The sequence below is a fragment of the Brevundimonas pishanensis genome (assembly GCF_022750635.1).
Lineage (GTDB): Bacteria > Pseudomonadota > Alphaproteobacteria > Caulobacterales > Caulobacteraceae > Brevundimonas > Brevundimonas pishanensis.
The window spans coordinates 1-15,954 of the sequence record NZ_JAJKBG010000010.1 but is presented as its reverse complement, the minus strand read 5'-3'; the positions used below and the strand labels follow the sequence as shown (position 1 = coordinate 15,954).

The 15,954-nt window shown below is 63.6% G+C and carries 17 protein-coding genes and 1 tRNA gene; 14 read left to right on the top strand and 4 right to left on the bottom strand.

Annotation, left to right across the window (positions count from 1 at the left end):
- Positions 1-7 precede the first annotated feature (7 nt).
- From LOX95_RS14030 to copM, 6 genes are read left to right on the top strand one after another with little or no spacing between them, the layout of a single operon-like run.
- On the top strand, positions 8-3,232 hold the full coding sequence (locus LOX95_RS14030) for an efflux RND transporter permease subunit (protein ID WP_242915670.1): 3,225 nt from the start codon (positions 8-10) through the stop codon (positions 3,230-3,232).
- Positions 3,229-3,834 carry a cation efflux transmembrane domain-containing protein gene (locus LOX95_RS14025; protein WP_242915668.1) on the top strand — a complete coding sequence of 202 codons (606 nt, stop codon included), beginning with the start codon at positions 3,229-3,231 and terminating at the stop codon, positions 3,832-3,834. Before LOX95_RS14030 ends, LOX95_RS14025 begins: the two co-directional genes overlap by 4 nt.
- Complete coding sequence (locus LOX95_RS14020) at positions 3,831-4,442, top strand: methyltransferase family protein (RefSeq protein WP_242915666.1); 612 nt, start codon at positions 3,831-3,833, stop codon at positions 4,440-4,442. The genes LOX95_RS14025 and LOX95_RS14020 overlap by 4 nt, the downstream gene beginning before the upstream one ends.
- 7 nt (positions 4,443-4,449) lie before the next feature.
- Positions 4,450-4,581 (top strand): hypothetical protein, encoded by a 132-nt coding sequence (locus LOX95_RS14250; protein WP_282452813.1) that lies wholly within the window; start codon positions 4,450-4,452, stop codon positions 4,579-4,581.
- 11 nt (positions 4,582-4,592) lie between these two features.
- Complete coding sequence (locus LOX95_RS14015) at positions 4,593-7,154, top strand: heavy metal translocating P-type ATPase (RefSeq protein ID WP_242915665.1); 2,562 nt, start codon at positions 4,593-4,595, stop codon at positions 7,152-7,154.
- Positions 7,155-7,184: 30 nt separating this feature from the next.
- On the top strand, positions 7,185-7,622 hold the full coding sequence (copM, locus tag LOX95_RS14010; RefSeq protein WP_242915663.1) for a CopM family metallochaperone: 438 nt from the start codon (positions 7,185-7,187) through the stop codon (positions 7,620-7,622).
- Positions 7,623-7,866: 244 nt separating this feature from the next.
- Here copM and LOX95_RS14005 read toward each other — a convergent pair whose 3' ends face one another.
- Positions 7,867-8,004: a hypothetical protein gene (locus LOX95_RS14005; RefSeq protein ID WP_242915661.1), complete on the bottom strand. Its 138-nt coding sequence runs from the start codon at positions 8,002-8,004 to the stop codon at positions 7,867-7,869.
- 263 nt (positions 8,005-8,267) lie between these two features.
- Positions 8,268-8,357, bottom strand: a tRNA-Ser gene (locus LOX95_RS14000).
- Between the two features lie 137 nt (positions 8,358-8,494).
- On the opposite strand from LOX95_RS14000, the gene LOX95_RS13995 reads away from it, so the two are divergent.
- From LOX95_RS13995 to tenA, 7 genes are all read left to right on the top strand, one after another.
- Positions 8,495-9,550, top strand: coding sequence for a septal ring lytic transglycosylase RlpA family protein (locus LOX95_RS13995; protein WP_242915659.1), 1,056 nt, complete (start codon positions 8,495-8,497; stop codon positions 9,548-9,550).
- A 41-nt stretch (positions 9,551-9,591) separates the two neighbouring features.
- Complete coding sequence (gene tmk, locus LOX95_RS13990; RefSeq protein ID WP_242915657.1) at positions 9,592-10,215, top strand: dTMP kinase; 624 nt, start codon at positions 9,592-9,594, stop codon at positions 10,213-10,215.
- Entirely contained in the window at positions 10,212-11,192 is a 981-nt protein-coding gene (locus LOX95_RS13985) for a DNA polymerase III subunit delta' (protein ID WP_242915656.1), read from the top strand. Before tmk ends, LOX95_RS13985 begins: the two co-directional genes overlap by 4 nt.
- 2 nt (positions 11,193-11,194) lie before the next feature.
- Entirely contained in the window at positions 11,195-11,974 is a 780-nt protein-coding gene (locus tag LOX95_RS13980; protein ID WP_242915654.1) for a TatD family hydrolase, read from the top strand.
- A 6-nt stretch (positions 11,975-11,980) separates the two neighbouring features.
- Entirely contained in the window at positions 11,981-12,784 is an 804-nt protein-coding gene (locus LOX95_RS13975; RefSeq protein ID WP_242915652.1) for an MBL fold metallo-hydrolase, read from the top strand.
- 113 nt (positions 12,785-12,897) lie between these two features.
- Positions 12,898-13,536 (top strand): TenA family protein, encoded by a 639-nt coding sequence (locus LOX95_RS13970; protein WP_242915650.1) that lies wholly within the window; start codon positions 12,898-12,900, stop codon positions 13,534-13,536.
- A 2-nt stretch (positions 13,537-13,538) separates the two neighbouring features.
- Complete coding sequence (gene tenA / locus LOX95_RS13965) at positions 13,539-14,219, top strand: thiaminase II (protein ID WP_242915648.1); 681 nt, start codon at positions 13,539-13,541, stop codon at positions 14,217-14,219.
- Between the two features lie 40 nt (positions 14,220-14,259).
- Here the strand turns inward: tenA and LOX95_RS13960 are convergent, their stop codons facing one another.
- A complete protein-coding gene (locus LOX95_RS13960; protein WP_242915646.1) occupies positions 14,260-14,637 on the bottom strand; it encodes a DUF1801 domain-containing protein in 378 nt (125 codons plus the stop codon).
- A 28-nt stretch (positions 14,638-14,665) separates the two neighbouring features.
- Positions 14,666-15,415: a DUF72 domain-containing protein gene (locus LOX95_RS13955; protein WP_242915644.1), complete on the bottom strand. Its 750-nt coding sequence runs from the start codon at positions 15,413-15,415 to the stop codon at positions 14,666-14,668.
- Between the two features lie 85 nt (positions 15,416-15,500).
- On the opposite strand from LOX95_RS13955, the gene LOX95_RS13950 reads away from it, so the two are divergent.
- Positions 15,501-15,836 carry an excalibur calcium-binding domain-containing protein gene (locus LOX95_RS13950; RefSeq protein WP_242915642.1) on the top strand — a complete coding sequence of 112 codons (336 nt, stop codon included), beginning with the start codon at positions 15,501-15,503 and terminating at the stop codon, positions 15,834-15,836.
- Positions 15,837-15,954 lie beyond the last annotated feature (118 nt).

Below are 15,954 nucleotides of genomic sequence, written 5' to 3'. Positions count from 1 at the left end.
GGGCGTCATGTTCAAAGCACTTATTGAAGCCTCGGTCCGCTTCCGATGGTTTGTGGTCCTGGCGACGGCGATCGTCGCCGCCTTCGGCCTCTACAACCTGACGCAGCTGCCCATCGACGCCGTGCCGGACATCACCAACCGGCAGGTCCAGATCAACACCATCGCGCCGGCGCTCGCGCCCGAGCAGATGGAACGTCAGGTCACCTATCCACTCGAAACCGCGATGGCGGGGATTCCTGGCATCCAGACCACCCGGTCGCTGAGCCGAAACGGCTTCAGCCAGGTCACGGTCATCTTCTCCGACAATACGGACATCTACTTCGCTCGCCAGCAGGTCGCCGAAAGGATGGCCCAGGCGCGCGAGCGGTTGCCGGAGGGCGTGGAGCCGGCGCTTGCGCCGATCACCACCGGTCTCGGCGAAGTGCTCATGTGGACGGTCGACTTCAAGCCGTTCAACAGCGCCAACCTCGCCAAACCGGGTGAGCCCGGCTGGCAGGCCGGCGGCGCCTATCTGACGCCCGAAGGCGAACTCCTGACCACGCCCCAGGCCCGCGCGACCTATCTCCGCACGGTTCAGGACTGGATCATCGCCCCGCGCATGCGGACCGCGAAGGGCCTGGCCGGCGTTGATGTGAACGGCGGCTATGTGAAGGAGTATGCCGTTCGGCCCGACGCCGCGCGTCTGGCGGGTTACGGTCTGAGCCTGAACGATCTCGTCGTCGCGCTGGAACGGGCCAACACCCAGGCTGGCGCGGGCTATGTCCAGCGGTCCGGCGAAGCCCTGACCGTGCGGACCGACGCCTTGGCGCAGACCATCCCGGATCTTGCCCAGGCCCCCGTCGTCAACCGCAACGGACTGGTCGTCCGGGTCGCCGACGTCGCCACCGTGGAGATCGGCCAGGCGCCGCGTCTCGGCGGCGCCAGCCGCGACGGCCACGAAGCGGTCGTCGGTACGGCGCTGATGCTGGCCGGCGGCAACAGCCGGACGGTGGCCCAGGCCGCCGCCGAACGCCTCGAGGAGGTTTCCGCGAGCCTGCCGCCGAGCGTTGTCGCCGAACCGGTCCTGAACCGCAGCTCGCTGGTCAACAAGACCATCTCAACGGTCGCCAAGAACCTGATCGAAGGCGCTCTGCTGGTGATCGTGGTGCTGTTCCTCCTGCTCGGCAACATCCGTGCGGCCTCGATCACCGCCCTGATGATCCCGATCAGCTTCCTGTTCGCGGTCATCGGCATGAACCGCTTTGGCATCAGCGGAAACCTGATGAGCCTCGGCGCGCTGGACTTCGGCCTTCTGGTCGACGGCGCGGTGGTGGTGGTCGAGAACACCCTGCTGATGCTCAGCCAGCGGCGGGCCGAAGCCGGTCGAATGCTGACACGTCGGGAGCGGCTTGAGGTTGCTGGAGCCGCGGCGCGTCAGATGGTCAAACCGGCCGCCTTTGGCCAGTTGATCATCCTCCTCGTCTTCACGCCGCTGCTGATGCTTGAGGGCGTGGAGGGCAAGACCTTCATTCCCATGGGCGCAACGGTGATGCTGGCCCTCGTCGGCGCCTTCATCTTCTCCTTCACCTTCGTGCCGGCGATGACGGCTCTGCTGGTCCGGGATCCGAAGAAGGTCGAGGTCGACGAGCACGGCCACGCTCACGAACACGAGACCTTCATCCTTCGCTACGCGCGGCGCTGTATCGAGCCTGCGATCCGCGCCGCCGTCGACCGGCCCAAAATCGTCCTGGCGTCCGCGCTCGGCGCCCTCGTCATTGGCGGCATCGCCTTCAGCTCTCTGGGGCGGGAGTTCATCCCGACCCTGGATGAAGGCGACATCGCCATGCAGGCGCTGCGCGTGCCGTCCGCCTCGCTGGAACAATCGCTGGCGATGCAGATGGCCCTCGAACGCGCCATCAAGGCCCAGCCCGAGGTGAAGACTGTCTTCGCCCGGACCGGGACGGCGGAGGCGGCGGTGGACCCGATGCCGCCGAACATTTCGGATGCGGTCATCGTCCTCAAGGACCGCAAGGAGTGGCCCGATCCGAACCTTCCGAAAGAGGAGCTGATCGAACGGTTCGAAGAGCTCGCCGCCGGACAACTCGGCAACAGCTTCGAGTTCAGCCAGCCCATCGAGCTGCGCTTCAACGAGCTGATCTCGGGGGTTCGGACCGACCTCGCCGTGATGGTCTATGGCGACGACTTCACCCAGCTGCAGGCGACTGCGGACCGGGTCGCCGCCGCCCTGCGCGCAACGCCCGGATCGGCCGACGTTCGCGTCGAGCAGGCGTCCGGCCTCCCCACCCTGACCGTCAGCGTGGATCGCTTCGCAGCCGCCAACTACGGCCTGTCGGCCGCCGATGTCTCCGAGGCGGTTTCGGCCGCGGTCGGCGGTGCCGAGGCCGGCCAGATATTCGAAGGCGATCGTCGCTTCAGCGTCGTCGTCCGCCTCGCGGATGAGGCACGGAATGATCCGGCGGCCCTTGCGGCTCTGCCGGTAACGACCGCCACAGGCGTGACCGTGCCGCTCTCTTCTGTCGCCCGGATCCAGGTAGCGGAAGGGCAGAACCAGATCAGCCGCAATGACGGCAGCCGGCGCATGGTGGTGCAAGCCAACGTCCGAGGACGCGATCTGGGCGGTTTCGTCACCGAGGCTCAGGCCAAGGTGCAGGCCGAGGTCGATCTACCGACCGGCTACTCCCTGACCTGGGGTGGCCAGTTCGAGAACCTGAAGCGCGCCGAACAGCGTCTGGGGCTGGTCATTCCGATCGTCTTCATCCTGATCGGGGTCTTGCTCTTCATGGCTTTGGGATCCTTCGCCGAGGCGGGCCTGGTGTTCGCGTGCGTGCCGTTGGCTCTGATCGGCGGCGCCCTGGCGCTTGTCCTCAGGGGGATGCCGTTCTCGGTTTCCGCGGCGGTCGGCTTCATCGCCGTGTCCGGCGTCGCGACCTTGAACGGCCTCGTGCTGATGCAGGCCATTCGGGAACGCCTCACAGGCGGAGCGGCGCCGCGTCTTGCCGCGATCGAAGGCGCGACAAGCCGGCTTCGCGCCGTCCTGACGACGGCTCTCGTCGCCATCGTCGGCTTCATCCCGATGGCGTTCGCCCACGGCGCGGGGGCCGAGGTGCAGAAGCCGCTGGCCACCGTCGTCATCGGCGGCCTCCTGACGGCCACGGCCTTGACCCTCCTTGTCCTTCCGACCTTCGCGGCCAAGGCCGTGAAACACCGGAAGGCGGAAGGAATCGAGGAATGAGCGGGGCTCACGAAACAGAGCAGGTCCAGCGCCGCACCCTCTTGGCGGTGCTGTTCCTGAACGCTCTGCTGTTCGTGGGCCTGGGAGTCGGCGGCCTCGCCGCCGACTCCAGCGCTCTGCTCGCGAACGCCGTCGATAACGGATCCGATGCGGCCGTCTATCTGATCAGCTTCCTGGCGGTCGGACGCGCGCTGATCTGGAAGACGCGGGCGGCTCAGGTGTCCGGCGTCATGCTTCTGATCTTCTCGGTTCTCGTCCTGCTCGACGCCCTGCGCCGGACACTGACGGGAACCGAGCCGGTCGGACCAACCATGATGGTGCTCGCCGTCGTGGCGGCGGTCATCAATCTGATCTGTCTTTTGTTGATCCGTCGGCAACAGAGCAGCGACGTCAACATGAAGGCGGCCGAGACCTTCAGTCTCAACGATTTCGCGTCGAACGGCGGCATCCTCGTCGCCGGCGGCCTGGTGATGTGGTTGGACCAATCTTGGCCCGATCTGCTGGTGGGGGTGCTGGTCGCCGCCATAGCCGCCAAGGGCGGCTTCGACATCCTTCGCGATGCGCGAGATGCGCGGCGCGACGCGAAGGAGCCCGTGGAATGAGCCCGCCCCTGATCGACATCGCGTCCGTCCAGCGCTGGCGCAAACTCTTCATCGCGGCTGGATTGTTCGCACTGCTGGCCTGGACCGCTCTTGTGAAGGCCCAGCCACAGCTGGAGCATCCCGTCGAACACCTAGGGCTGATCGCCATCATGGTCTGCGTTCTGGGCCGCGCCTGGTGCTCGCTCTACATCGGCGGCCGCAAGAAGCAGGAGATCGTCACCTGCGGACCGTATTCGCTGTGTCGAAACCCGCTCTATGTCTTCAGCTTCATCGGCGCATTCGGGATCGGCGCACAGACGGGCAGCCTCACCGTCGGCGTCACCTTCGCCGTCGCCTGCTGGATCGTGTTCCGCATCGTGGCGAGTCGGGAGGAAGGCTTCCTGACGTCGGCCTTCGGCGACACCTACCGCAGCTACGTCGTGCGCACCCCCCGCTTCGTTCCGAACCTGCGCCTGTGGCGTGATGAGGCGGAACTGTCCGTCCGGCCGGCCTTCTTCCTTCGGACTGTCCGCGACGGCCTTGTCTTCCTTCTGGCGTTGCCCGTGTTCGAGGGACTGGAGCACCTCCAGAACCTCGGCTGGCTCGACGCTCTCATCGCCTTGCCGTGAGGTCGAGATGGACCGCAAGCGACTGGTCATCCTCCTGAGCGCGGCTCTGGCGATCGCCGCCTTCGTCGCTGGAGCCGCCGCCCAGCGCGCCGGGATGTTCGTGCCCGACCGCTCGACCCTTACCCGTGACGTCTCTTGAGGAGCCCGATCATGCCCAAGACCCTCCGCCTCAACTTCCCTGTCCTCCTGCCTCATGCGCCCGATCTTCAGGACGGCTGCGTTGGACGGTTGATCGCGCTGTTGCGGGCCGAACCCGGCGTCTCTGAGGCGCATGTCGCCGAAGGCGAGGGAGGCCCAGAGCTTTGCATCCACTACGATCCCGACCAGCTGTCGCTGGCTCAGGTCCGTCGCCGTGCGCGTCAGGCCGGAGCCGAGGTCAGTGAGCGTTTCGGGCATCTCGTCGGGCGAGTGGAGGGTGTCCGCCACGCCCGCCACGCCCGCACGCTCGCGGCCGCGCTCGGCGAAGAAGCCGGCGTGATCGAGGCGGTGCTGGATCCGGCTGGCGCTCTGCGCCTGGAGTTCGACCGGCAGATCACGAACCGTGAGACGCTTGTCGAGCGCCTTGCGAGCCACGGCCTCGCGCTAGTGCGGGCGACGGAGGGCGCCGCTTCAACCGCTACGAAGACCCCTGAAGCGCAGCCGAAAGCGCCATCCGATCACGAGGCCAGTCATACGCCCGATGACGGTCACGGCCATGGCCACGTCGATGGCGATGGCCATGACCACGGACATTCCGAAGGCGACGGGCACGACCATGGTCATGGCGGCTTCCTCGGACCCAACACGGAGCTCATTTTCGCGGTCGGCAGCGGTGTCGCGCTCACGATTGGTTGGCTGATCGAGAAATTCATTCCGGGCGTGCCGGGATGGCTGCCCTTCGGCCTTTTCCTGATCGCCTATGCCTTGGGCGGCTGGTTCACGGTCGGCGAGGCTGTCGGGAATCTGCGGCGCAAGCGTTTCGAGATCGACACCCTGATGCTGGTGGCCGCAGCCGGCGCCGCGGCGCTCGGAGCCTGGGCGGAAGGGGCGCTGCTACTGTTCCTGTTCAGCCTCGGGCACGCCCTCGAGCACTTCGCGATGGGTCGCGCCAAGAAGGCGATCGAGGCTCTGGCCGCCTTGGCCCCGCGCACCGCTCATGTGCGGCGAGGAGAGGCCGTCGTCGAACTTCCGGTCGAAGAGCTGGAAGTCGGCGACTTGGTCGTCGTTCGGCCCAACGAGCGACTCCCGGCCGACGGCTTCGTCGTGAAGGGAACATCCAGCGTGAACCAGGCTCCCGTGACAGGGGAGAGCATTCCTGTCGACAAGCAGCCTGTCCCGAACCCCGAGGAGGCCCGCGCCAAGCCGGCAAATATCTCGGCGGCGTCGGTGGTCTTCGCCGGCACCATTAACGGCGGCGGCGCCATTGAGATCGAAACGACGCGTCGATCCAACGACACCACCTTGGCCAAGGTCGTCCGGATGGTCAGCGAGGCCGAGACCCAGAAGTCGCCGACCCAGCGCTTCACCGATCGCTTTGAGCGCGTCTTCGTGCCCCTCGTGCTCGGTCTGGCCTTCGTCCTCCTGTTCGCCTGGGTGGTCGTCGACGAGCCGTTCCGCGACAGCTTCTACCGGGCGATGGCCGTACTGGTGGCCGCCAGTCCCTGCGCTCTCGCGATCGCCACGCCGAGCGCGGTGTTGTCCGGGGTCGCCCGGGCGGCGCGCGCCGGTGTTCTCGTCAAGGGTGGCGCCCCGCTCGAAAACCTGGGGGCTCTCGACGCCATCGCCTTTGACAAGACCGGGACGCTGACCGAGGGGCGACCGCGGATCACGGACGTCGTTCCGTTCGGCCAGACGACACAGACAGAGCTTCTCGAGATCGCAGTCGCGGTCGAACGGCTGAGCGATCATCCCTTGGCGGAGGCCATCGTTCGCGATGGGAACCAGCGTCTGATCGCGGCATCGGTACGTGAGGCCACGGAGTTGCGCAGCCTGACCGGCAAGGGCGTCACTGCACGCGTCGACGATCAGGACGTCTGGATCGGCAAACCGGAGATGTTCGGTTCGGAGGCCATCGCTCCGCTCGCACCGGACACCGAGATCGCCGTCGCGGCCCTTCGAAACCAGGGACGGACGCTCATGGTGGTTCGCCGCGGGACAAAGGATCTCGGGGTCATCGGCCTTCTCGACACGCCTCGGGCCAAGGCGCGCGAGACCCTTACCGCGCTCCGCGCGCTCGGCATTCGCCGCATGATCATGATCTCGGGCGACCACCAGAAGGCGGCCCAGGCGGTGGCCGGTCAGGTCGGGCTGACCGAGGCGTGGGGCGACCTGATGCCGGAGGACAAGGTCGACGCCATCAAGAAACTGCGGGCGGAGACCAAGGTCGCCATGGTCGGCGATGGCGTCAACGATGCTCCGGCGATGGCCACCGCGACGGTCGGCGTCGCAATGGGTGCGGCGGGATCGGACGTCGCCCTGGAGACCGCCGACGTAGCCTTGATGGCGGATGATCTGTCGAAGTTGCCCTTCACCGTGGGTCTTAGCCGTCAAACCCGCCGCATCATCCGCCAGAACCTGTTCGTCAGCCTCGGGGTCGTGGCGTTCCTCGTCCCGGCGACGATCCTTGGTCTCGGCATCGGACCTGCCGTCGCCCTCCACGAGGGTTCCACCCTGCTGGTCGTCTTCAACGCGCTTCGCCTTCTGGCATGGCGCGGTCCGCGCGGCGTCGAATGACCCGCCTTCAGGAAAGCAAAGGATAGTCCAATGAAACGTCTCGGCTGGGTTGGCGTCATCGCCGCCTTTCTCCTGATCTCGGTCTTCGGCTTCGGGGTGCTCTCGCGGCAGGGGCGCCCGGCGCCGGAGCCGACGGCAGTCGATGCGCGCCCGATCGACCAGCATGCCGGGCACAGCGATGCCGCCTCGGATAACCCCGCCACTCGGTCCTACAAGGAGGCGAACGAGCGGATGCACGCCGCTATGAACATCGACTACAGCGGCGACGCCGATGTCGACTTCATGCGCGGGATGATCGCCCACCACGAGGGGGCGGTCGCCATGGCGAGGATTGCGCTCGACCAAGGTTCGGACCCCGAGGTCAAGGGCCTCGCGGAGGAGATCATTCGCACCCAGGAAGCTGAAATCGTCCGCATGCGGGTGTGGCTGGCCAACCGCGCGGCTCGCCCGGCGGACGCGCAGGGCTGAAGCCATGGGGGGCAAGCGATCCCCGATCCGGAGCAAGGCTCCTCGATGGCGTCCAGGGCGCTACAAGGGGCGCGGCCGGTCCAAGCTATACGGGAGGCCAGAGCCGTTCCGGCCGGTGCAGGACACACTGATCGCGGTTGGCGCGAGCCTCGTCGCCGGCGCGATCGTCTTCTGTCTCGCCGTACCGCTGGCGGCGACCTACCGCATCCCTGTGTTCGTGTCCTTCGGCGTTCTCATGTCGCTCCTAGCGATCATGACCTATCGTCTCGGGCGGAAGGGGCAGGCTGGTCGGGTCATGACCGCCGCCATGGCGGCTGTATGCCTCTTGGGGTTCGGCCTTCTTGTTCTGACGCGAGATCAGTTGCAGTTCGCTCCGCGTCATCACGATCACCCCACAGCGGCCGGGCAGGCACGGCCTTGATGATTGCATCGGGAAGATATGGATTCGAAGCTGAGATATAGTTTTGGCTGCAAGCCACGGAAATGTCGCGGCTTAAAGTATCCAAAATCTACCTTAGAGATTTTGATAAATTATATAGCCAGTTTTATTGGAAATATTCATAACTTACTCAGTCTCTGATGTAGATTTTAAGTAAACATGACTAGTCTGTGCTTAATTATACTTACTAGTTGTTGTTGAATAGATGGCGGAAGAGGTGGGATTCGAACCCACGGTAGGCTCTCACCTACGCTGGTTTTCAAGACCAGTGCCTTAAACCGCTCGGCCACTCTTCCATCTTGGTCGGCGGATTTCGATTCCGGCGCGACGTGGGTGGGTGAATAGCCGGATAGGTGGATTTGCCCAAGAGGGAAAAAGGATAATCTACGTTAACCATATTGGAAGCTGCTGCTGGTCATATGGTGAGATGCAGTTGGCGCTTGTTTCCTCCGATCTAGTACGTCCTGTCCGTAGCTCCGATGCGCGGTCGGGAGCGGTCGGGTATTTGGGGCGCTGGGCTCTAGTTGTAACGGCGTCCCTGACCCTTACGGCCTGCGCCAGTTCGGGCGGCAAGGGTGGAGCACTGCGTGACATTCCGGTCGTGAGCGATCCTGCCCCGATCGTTTCGGGTACCATGCGTCCTTATACGGTTCGTGGCCGCACCTATCGTCCCGCCGAACAGCCCGACTATGATGAGACAGGCATGGCTTCGTGGTACGGGCAGTATCACCATGGGCGTTCGACGTCGTCCGGCGAGCGGTTCGACATGAACGCGCTAACGGCGGCGCATAAAACCTTGCCGCTGCCCAGCATGGTCGAGGTCACCAACACTGCAAACGGCCGTCGCGTGCTGCTGAGGGTCAACGACAGAGGCCCGTTTGCCGACGGGCGCATCATCGATCTGTCGCGCGGCGCGGCAGAGGCTTTAGGCCTGTTGGAGCGCGGAGTAGGCGAGGTGCGGGTCCGGTACGCCGGTCGTGCGCCGCGTCAGGGTGGAGGTGGAACCTTGGCCGAAGGTACGACAGGCACCCGATCTGGCCGAGGCACCGCGCCGCGCTCGTCAACCGAGCGTCCCTATAATGAGGTCGCCCGTCAGCCCGTTCCATCACCTGTGCCCGGTAGGCCGCGTCAAGACCGTCGCCCAACAACGGTGCCGATACCGCAACAACCGTTGCCGCCGGCAATGCCCCCGCGAGAGGTAACGCCACCCGTTGTTGCCCCGCCTGCGGTTACATCACAAGCGCTCACGCCGCCGGTTTTCGTGGGGCCGAAGTATCGGGTTCAGGTCATCGCCTTTGACGAACGAGCCTTTGCTGACGGGATTGCACGCAGACTGGGAGGCGATGCGACGGTCCAAACATTCGAGCGAAATGGCCGCACGCTGTATCGCGTGGTAACCGGCAGTTTCACCAACCAAGCCGATGCGGAAGCGGCCCGTCAGGCCGTTATCTCACGCGGTTTTGCCGAAGCCCTGTTGATAGCCGACTAAATCAGGGTGACATCCCCGACGGGCGCCGCCATTGTGCGCCCGTGCGAGGCAGATTCATTACATTCGAGGGCGGCGAAGGTGCCGGTAAGACCACGCAGGCGCGCCTGCTGGCAGAGCGCCTGCGCGAGCGTGGCATTGACGTCGTTCAGACGCGGGAACCGGGCGGATCGCCTGGCGCAGAGGAAATCCGCGCCATTGCGGTATCTGGCGATGCAGAGCGGTGGTCGGCGCGAACCGAAACCCTGCTGATGTACGCCTCGCGTTCGGACCATCTTGAACGCAAGATTTTGCCGGCGCTCGAAGAGGGCAAGTGGGTCGTATGTGATCGCTTCGCTGATTCGAGCCGTGCCTATCAGGGCGCAGGCGGTGGTGCGCCCGAGAGCCTGATCGAGGCTCTGGACAAACACGTCGTCGGCGACAACCAGCCGAATCTGACGGTTGTGTTCGATATTCCGGTCGAGGTGGGTCTTGAGCGCGCCTTTGGCCGTGGTCTGTTTGAAACGCGTTTTGAATCCAAGGGGCTGGAGTTTCACCAGAAACTCCGCGAGGGCTTCCTTGAAGTTGCCGTGCGCCATCCAGAGCGCTGTGTTGTGCTGGACGCCACTGGCGAGGTTGAAGACGTTGCCGAGCGGCTGTGGGCCGTGGTGGAGGAGCGGCTGCTTTGAGCGAGCATCCGCGAGATCGTTACGAACTGATCCCTGACCCGAAGGCCGAGGAGGCCTTTATCGACGCTCTGAACCGTGGGCGGCTTCACCATGCGTGGCTGCTGTGCGGGGTCGAGGGATCAGGCAAGGCGACCTTTGCCTATCGCGCGGCGCGGCGTTTGCTGGGGGCTGCGGCGGATCCCTCAAAGGGTCCGCTTGGCGCGTTGGCGCATGATCCGGTTAGCCGACTGGTCGCGGCACAGGCTCATCCTGATCTTCTAGTGCTTGAACGCATTGCCGAAGGCGGCAAGACTAAGAAGGCCATCTCGGTTGATCAGGCCCGTCAACTGCCGGAGTTTTTCTCAAAGAGCCCCTCTCAGGCCAAGCACCGCGTTGCCATCATTGATGCTGCCGATGATCTAAATATCAACGCTGCCAACGCCTTATTGAAGATTCTTGAGGAGCCGCCTGAAAGTGGTGTCCTGTTCTTGGTGACCCATGCACCGGGGCGGTTGCTGCCGACAATCCGGTCACGTTGCCGTCGGCTGAGCTTCCCTGTGTGGCCAGAGGCCAAGTTGGCGGAGCTGGTCCAGTCGCGCAGTGGTGTGTCGTGGGCTGATGCTGAACTGGCGGCGTCGATGGCGGGTGGCTCACCCGGTGCGGCGCTCAGCCTCGCCAGCGGGCCGCTGTTTGAAATGGACCAGATCGCCCGTAATTGGGTCGAGAGCGCAGGCGTCGACCGCGCCGAGCAACTGGCCATTTCCGACAGTTTCCGTGGTGCCGAGGGGGCTGCGCGTTTCGAAGCCCTGTTGGATCGCCTGATTGCCGCTGTGAAGCGTCGCGCCACGCAGGCGGGCGGGCGTGAAGGCGCGCGCTGGGCCGAGCTTTGGGTGCGCCTGTCGGAACTGCCCGAGCGCGCCGCCGGTTTGAATATGGATAAGAGCGATGTACTGGCCGGTGCGCTGGCCGATATCGCGCGTACGAAAGCGTCTGCCTGAACATGCTGATCGACAGCCACGTCAATCTCCACGCCCCCCAGTTCGACGAGGACCGCGACGAAGTCATCGCCCGCGCCCGCGAGGCTGGCGTGCAGATGATGGTCGAAATCTCGGACAAGCTGTCCACCTTCGAGGCGACACACACCATCGCCATGAAGCATCCGGACATCTGGTGCACGGTGGGGGTTCACCCGCACGAGGCCAAGGACTACGCGGACCTCAAGGCCGAGACCCTGATCGAGCTGGCTCAGCGCGACCGTGTGGTAGCGATTGGCGAGTGCGGTCTGGATTTCCACTACGACTTCAGCCCGCGTGACATTCAAGCGAACGTCTTCCGCCAGCACATTATTGCTGCGCGCGAGACGGGCCTGCCGCTGGTCGTGCACACTCGCGAGGCGGACGAGGTTTGCGCTGAAATCCTCAAGGAAGAAATGGCCAAAGGGCCGTTTAAATTCCTCATGCACTGCTACACGAGTGGTCAGGAACTGGCTGATATCGCGCTTGAACTTGGTGCTTGGTTCTCGGTTTCGGGCATCGCGACGTTCAAGGCCGCCGAGGATGTGCGCGAGGTGATCCGCACCATGCCAAACGAGCGGATTATCGTCGAAACCGACTGTCCGTATCTGGCACCGATCCCGCATCGTGGTCGTCGCAACGAACCGGCCTACATCGGGCACGTTCTGGAAAAGCTGGCGGAAATCCGTGGCTGGTCGGCTGAGGAAGCCGATAAGTTGACGACTGACGCCTTCTTCAACCTGTTCCACGCTATCCCGAGGCCGTAAGTCGATATGTCGGATGAACTGGAAGTCGTAATCCTGGGTTCGGGTTCGTCTGGCGGTGTGCCGCGCGGCGACGGGAACTGGGGCGTGTGCGATCCAGCCAATCCCAAGAACCTGCGCACGCGCTGTTCGGCGCTGGTTCGCCGTCATGGTCCGGACGGCGTGACCAATGTTGTCATCGATACCTCGCCCGAGTTTCGCCAGCAGATGGTGATGGCGGGTGTGCGGCATCTGGATGCGGTCCTCTATACTCACGATCACGCCGACCAGACCCACGGCATCGACGATATCCGCGTCTTTTTCATTCAGGGCGGCTGCCGTATCCCGATCTGGCTGGATGGGGCGACGCATGACTCACTCATGGCGCGGTTCGGCTATGTCTTTGTCGAGCAGAACAACTATCCGGCCATTGCCGAGGCCCGTCCGATCCCCCCGCACGGCACGCATTGGCAGGTGGATGGAGCGGGCGGCGCGGTGCCGATCGTCACCTTTGACCAAGCTCACGGCAACATTCGCTCGGTCGGTTATCGCATGGGCGGCATCGTCTATTCGCCCGACGTCTCCGACGTTCCGGAAACGGCCATGGAGGCTATACGCGGGGCTGAACTGTGGATTGTGGATGCGCTGCGGTATCGCCCGCATCCCACACACGCCCACGTCGATCAGGCGCTGGATTGGATTGCGCAATCCGGCGTGAAGCGGGCTGTGCTGACCAATCTGCACATCGATCTGGATTACGAAGAACTGTCAGCCCGCCTCCCGGCCAATGTAGAGGTTGGCTTTGACGGATGGTCCGCACGGGTGCCGATTTGAACTTCGGTTTCGTAAGCCGTTGTTCGGCTTTACCTCCTGCGCCCAAAGTGCGACCCGATACCACCCCTAGGTGAATCACCCGCAAGTGGATGGGCTAGGGGAGGGAGAACGCAATGTCGGGTTTTGTCGCGCGTCTGAAGGCGGAGTTTGCCGAGCCTTGGCGCGCCAGTATCGAGCACCGCTTCGTTGACGAACTGCTGGCCGGCACCGTGTCCGATGAGGTCATGGCTCGCTACCTGGTTCAGGATCATCGCTTCATCGATGCCTTTGTGACGCTGGTCGGGGCGGCTGTGGCATCGGCAGACCAGTTCGAGAGCCGTCTGCGTCTGGGCCGCTTCCTCGGCATGGTTTGCAGCGACGAGAACGACTATTTCCTGCGCTCGTTTGCGGCCCTGGGCATTGGCGAGGAACGCCATGACATCCCTGATGCGGCTCCGACGGCGGGCTTTAAGGCACTGATGAAGGAAGCGGCGGCGACCCGTTCCTATGCTGCCATCATGGCAGTGCTGAACGTGGCCGAAGGACTTTATCTGGACTGGGCGCAGCGTCTGGGTGATCGCCCGCTGCCGGAAAACTTCATACATGCCGAATGGATCACGCTTCACGACAACGACTTCTTCGTTGATTTCGTCGGTTTCCTTAAAACCGAACTGGGTCGCGTCGGCCCACAGGACGAAGCCGTGGCGCGTGACTTCTTCCAACGTGCTGTCGAGCTCGAACTGGCCTTTTTCAACTCTGCTTACGAGGGCTGATCGTGGATTTCTTTGACCGTCTGAAACAGGCCGCTGCCAAGGAATGGGCGTCTTACGTCGACCACGAGTTCGTGCGTGGAATGGGCGATGGCACACTGCCGACCGAGGCCTTCAAGGCCTATCTGGTGCAGGACTATCTGTTCCTGATCCATTTCAGTCGCGCCTGGGCGCTGGCCGCCTATAAGGGGCGCACCCTTGAGGATATCCGCGCCGCCCAGCAGACGATGCAGGGCATCTTAAGCGAAATGGAACTCCACCTGCGGCTGTGCGAGCGGTGGGGGCTGTCGGCCGCCGACGTCGAGGCGACCGAGGAACACCACTCCAACGTGGCCTATACCCGCTATGTCATCGATTGCGGTCTACAGGGCGACCTGCTGGACCTGCATGTGGCGCTGGCACCGTGCGTGATCGGCTATGCGGAAATCGGCAAGGCGCTGGCTCCGGCCGACATGACCGCGCTCGATAACCACCCGTACAAGGACTGGATCGGCGAATATGCGGGGGGAGGCTATCAGGGCGTTGCAGCCGCCGCCCGCGCGAATCTTGATCGACTGGCCAAACGAGGCGTTTCCGAGGAGCGCTTCAACGAACTGGCTAAAATCTTTGCCATGGCCTCCAAACTGGAAGCTAACTTCTGGCAGATGGGTCTGGATCTCGGCCGCATGGCTGAGAACAGGCTCTGATACTACCGAGGCCGGAGCGGTCGGAACCGGCCTTGGCAAGTCAGGTTGTTGTGGCAAGCCAGCGGCTGCACAGGAGAACGAGCTTGTCTTCAACGCAGGCCACGTCTGCGTCGTCTTTGAGTATCAGCACGCCACGATCGGGTTCAGGCCACTTCATCAACCTATCCGGATCGTCAAAGGCAAAGCTTTTCATCGGCTCAGGCTTGCTTCCTCGATGCCGAACAATGCGGACGCCGCCGTTACGCATTATGCCCAGCGTAATCCTGTCCTGTCCCTTTAGTGTGAAGTTGGGGGCGTTCCATTTGAAGCCCTCTTGGACATCGGGATGGGCGCGGCGCACGATAGCCCTTAGGGCTTCGACAGTCTTTCGCGGGGCTTCTTCCAGACTGTCGAGAAATCCGGATACGTCTTTCGTCATGTGAAACCTCCCCCGAGAGACCGGGACGTTATTTCACCTTCTCGATCAGCGCCATCGCCGCGGCCGGATTGCGGACTTTTGCGCCGGAGATGAAGTAGGCGAACACGTCGCCGTCTTTGGCCAAGTTGCGGCTGCGGGCGGCGATGGTGTCCAGTTCTTCGCTGGTCAGGCCGGTGGGTTCGTCGGCGCGGCTGGACATAAGGCGGGCGTAGGTGAAGTCGGCTGTGCGCTCGGCGATTTCGGGCCATGTCGGCTCTTCGTCATCGACGGCATAGACGATGGCGGCGTTGTATTTGCGCGCGAGGTCGTAGAACTCCTCGCAAGCGAAGGTCGGGTTACGGACCTCGAGTGCGTGGCGCAGGCGTACGCCGTCCTTTTCTGCTGGCAGCAGTTTCAGGAAGCCCTCGAAATCGACAGGATCGAACTTCTTGGTAGCCATGAACTGCCAGTTGATCGGGCCGAGTTTGTCGCCCAGCACGGTCATGCCCTGAGACAGGAACTTCTCGAAACTCTCTGCGCCTTCGGACAGCACCTTGCGGTTGGTGCAATAACGGCTGGCTTTCACCGCGAACACGAAATCCTTTGGCGTCTCGTCACGCCATTTGGCCCAACTGTCGGGCTTGAAGGTGGAATAATAGGTGCCGTTAATCTCTATGCTGGTCAGCTTGGATGCGGCGTATTCCAGCTCTCGGCGCTGTACGAGGCCATCCGGATAAAAGGTGCCGCGCCAGGGCTCGAAGGTCCAACCGCCGATTCCGATGTGGGTTTTTCCAGCCATAGGGCGCTCCTCGCAAGACGTTCACCAAGATGTCTAACGAGTTGTTGGGTGGTTTTCATTAGGAATGCGGTTCGGGAGGTGGACTATGAAAACGATACTCATCGCATCGGCATTGATGGCGGGCTTGGCAACGCCAGCATTGGCCCATTCAGGTGGTCTGAATTCGGAGGGCTGTCATAACGACCGGCGCAATGGCGGCTATCATTGTCATAGGTCGGGCGGAGGCAATCGCTCGTCGTCCAACGCCAACACCCAACCGCGAGGCCTGATCGGTACGGGCGTCGGGGTGGGAACGCGCACGCGTTATTACGCTAATTGTAGCGAAGCGCGTGCCGCAGGGGCCGCTCCGATCCGTCGTGGCCAACCGGGTTATGGCTCACATCTGGATCGCGACGGGGATGGCATCGCCTGCGAACGTTAAGGGAAGGTCCAGATACGAAAAAAGCGCCGCATTGAAGCGGCGCTTTTTGCATTCCGAGGGGAGTGGCTCCGCGGGTAGGGATCGAACCTACGACCAGCCGATTAACAGTCGGCTGCTC

Bases quoted from the DNA above. Each gene is read 5' to 3' on its own strand.
- LOX95_RS13980 (WP_242915654.1), top strand. From the start codon at position 11,195: ATGCTGATCGACAGCCACGTCAATCTCCACGCCCCCCAGTTCGACGAG.
- LOX95_RS14025 (WP_242915668.1), top strand. From the start codon at position 3,229: ATGAGCGGGGCTCACGAAACAGAGCAGGTCCAGCGCCGCACCCTCTTG.
- LOX95_RS13960 (WP_242915646.1), bottom strand. From the start codon at position 14,637: ATGACGAAAGACGTATCCGGATTTCTCGACAGTCTGGAAGAAGCCCCG.
- LOX95_RS14020 (WP_242915666.1), top strand. From the start codon at position 3,831: ATGAGCCCGCCCCTGATCGACATCGCGTCCGTCCAGCGCTGGCGCAAA.
- LOX95_RS14250 (WP_282452813.1), top strand. From the start codon at position 4,450: ATGGACCGCAAGCGACTGGTCATCCTCCTGAGCGCGGCTCTGGCGATC.
- LOX95_RS14005 (WP_242915661.1), bottom strand. From the start codon at position 8,004: ATGACGCGGAGCGAACTGCAACTGATCTCGCGTCAGAACAAGAAGGCC.
- LOX95_RS13955 (WP_242915644.1), bottom strand. From the start codon at position 15,415: ATGGCTGGAAAAACCCACATCGGAATCGGCGGTTGGACCTTCGAGCCC.
- copM (WP_242915663.1), top strand. From the start codon at position 7,185: ATGAAACGTCTCGGCTGGGTTGGCGTCATCGCCGCCTTTCTCCTGATC.
- LOX95_RS13950 (WP_242915642.1), top strand. From the start codon at position 15,501: ATGAAAACGATACTCATCGCATCGGCATTGATGGCGGGCTTGGCAACG.
- LOX95_RS14030 (WP_242915670.1), top strand. From the start codon at position 8: ATGTTCAAAGCACTTATTGAAGCCTCGGTCCGCTTCCGATGGTTTGTG.
- LOX95_RS13970 (WP_242915650.1), top strand. From the start codon at position 12,898: ATGTCGGGTTTTGTCGCGCGTCTGAAGGCGGAGTTTGCCGAGCCTTGG.
- LOX95_RS13975 (WP_242915652.1), top strand. From the start codon at position 11,981: ATGTCGGATGAACTGGAAGTCGTAATCCTGGGTTCGGGTTCGTCTGGC.
- LOX95_RS14015 (WP_242915665.1), top strand. From the start codon at position 4,593: ATGCCCAAGACCCTCCGCCTCAACTTCCCTGTCCTCCTGCCTCATGCG.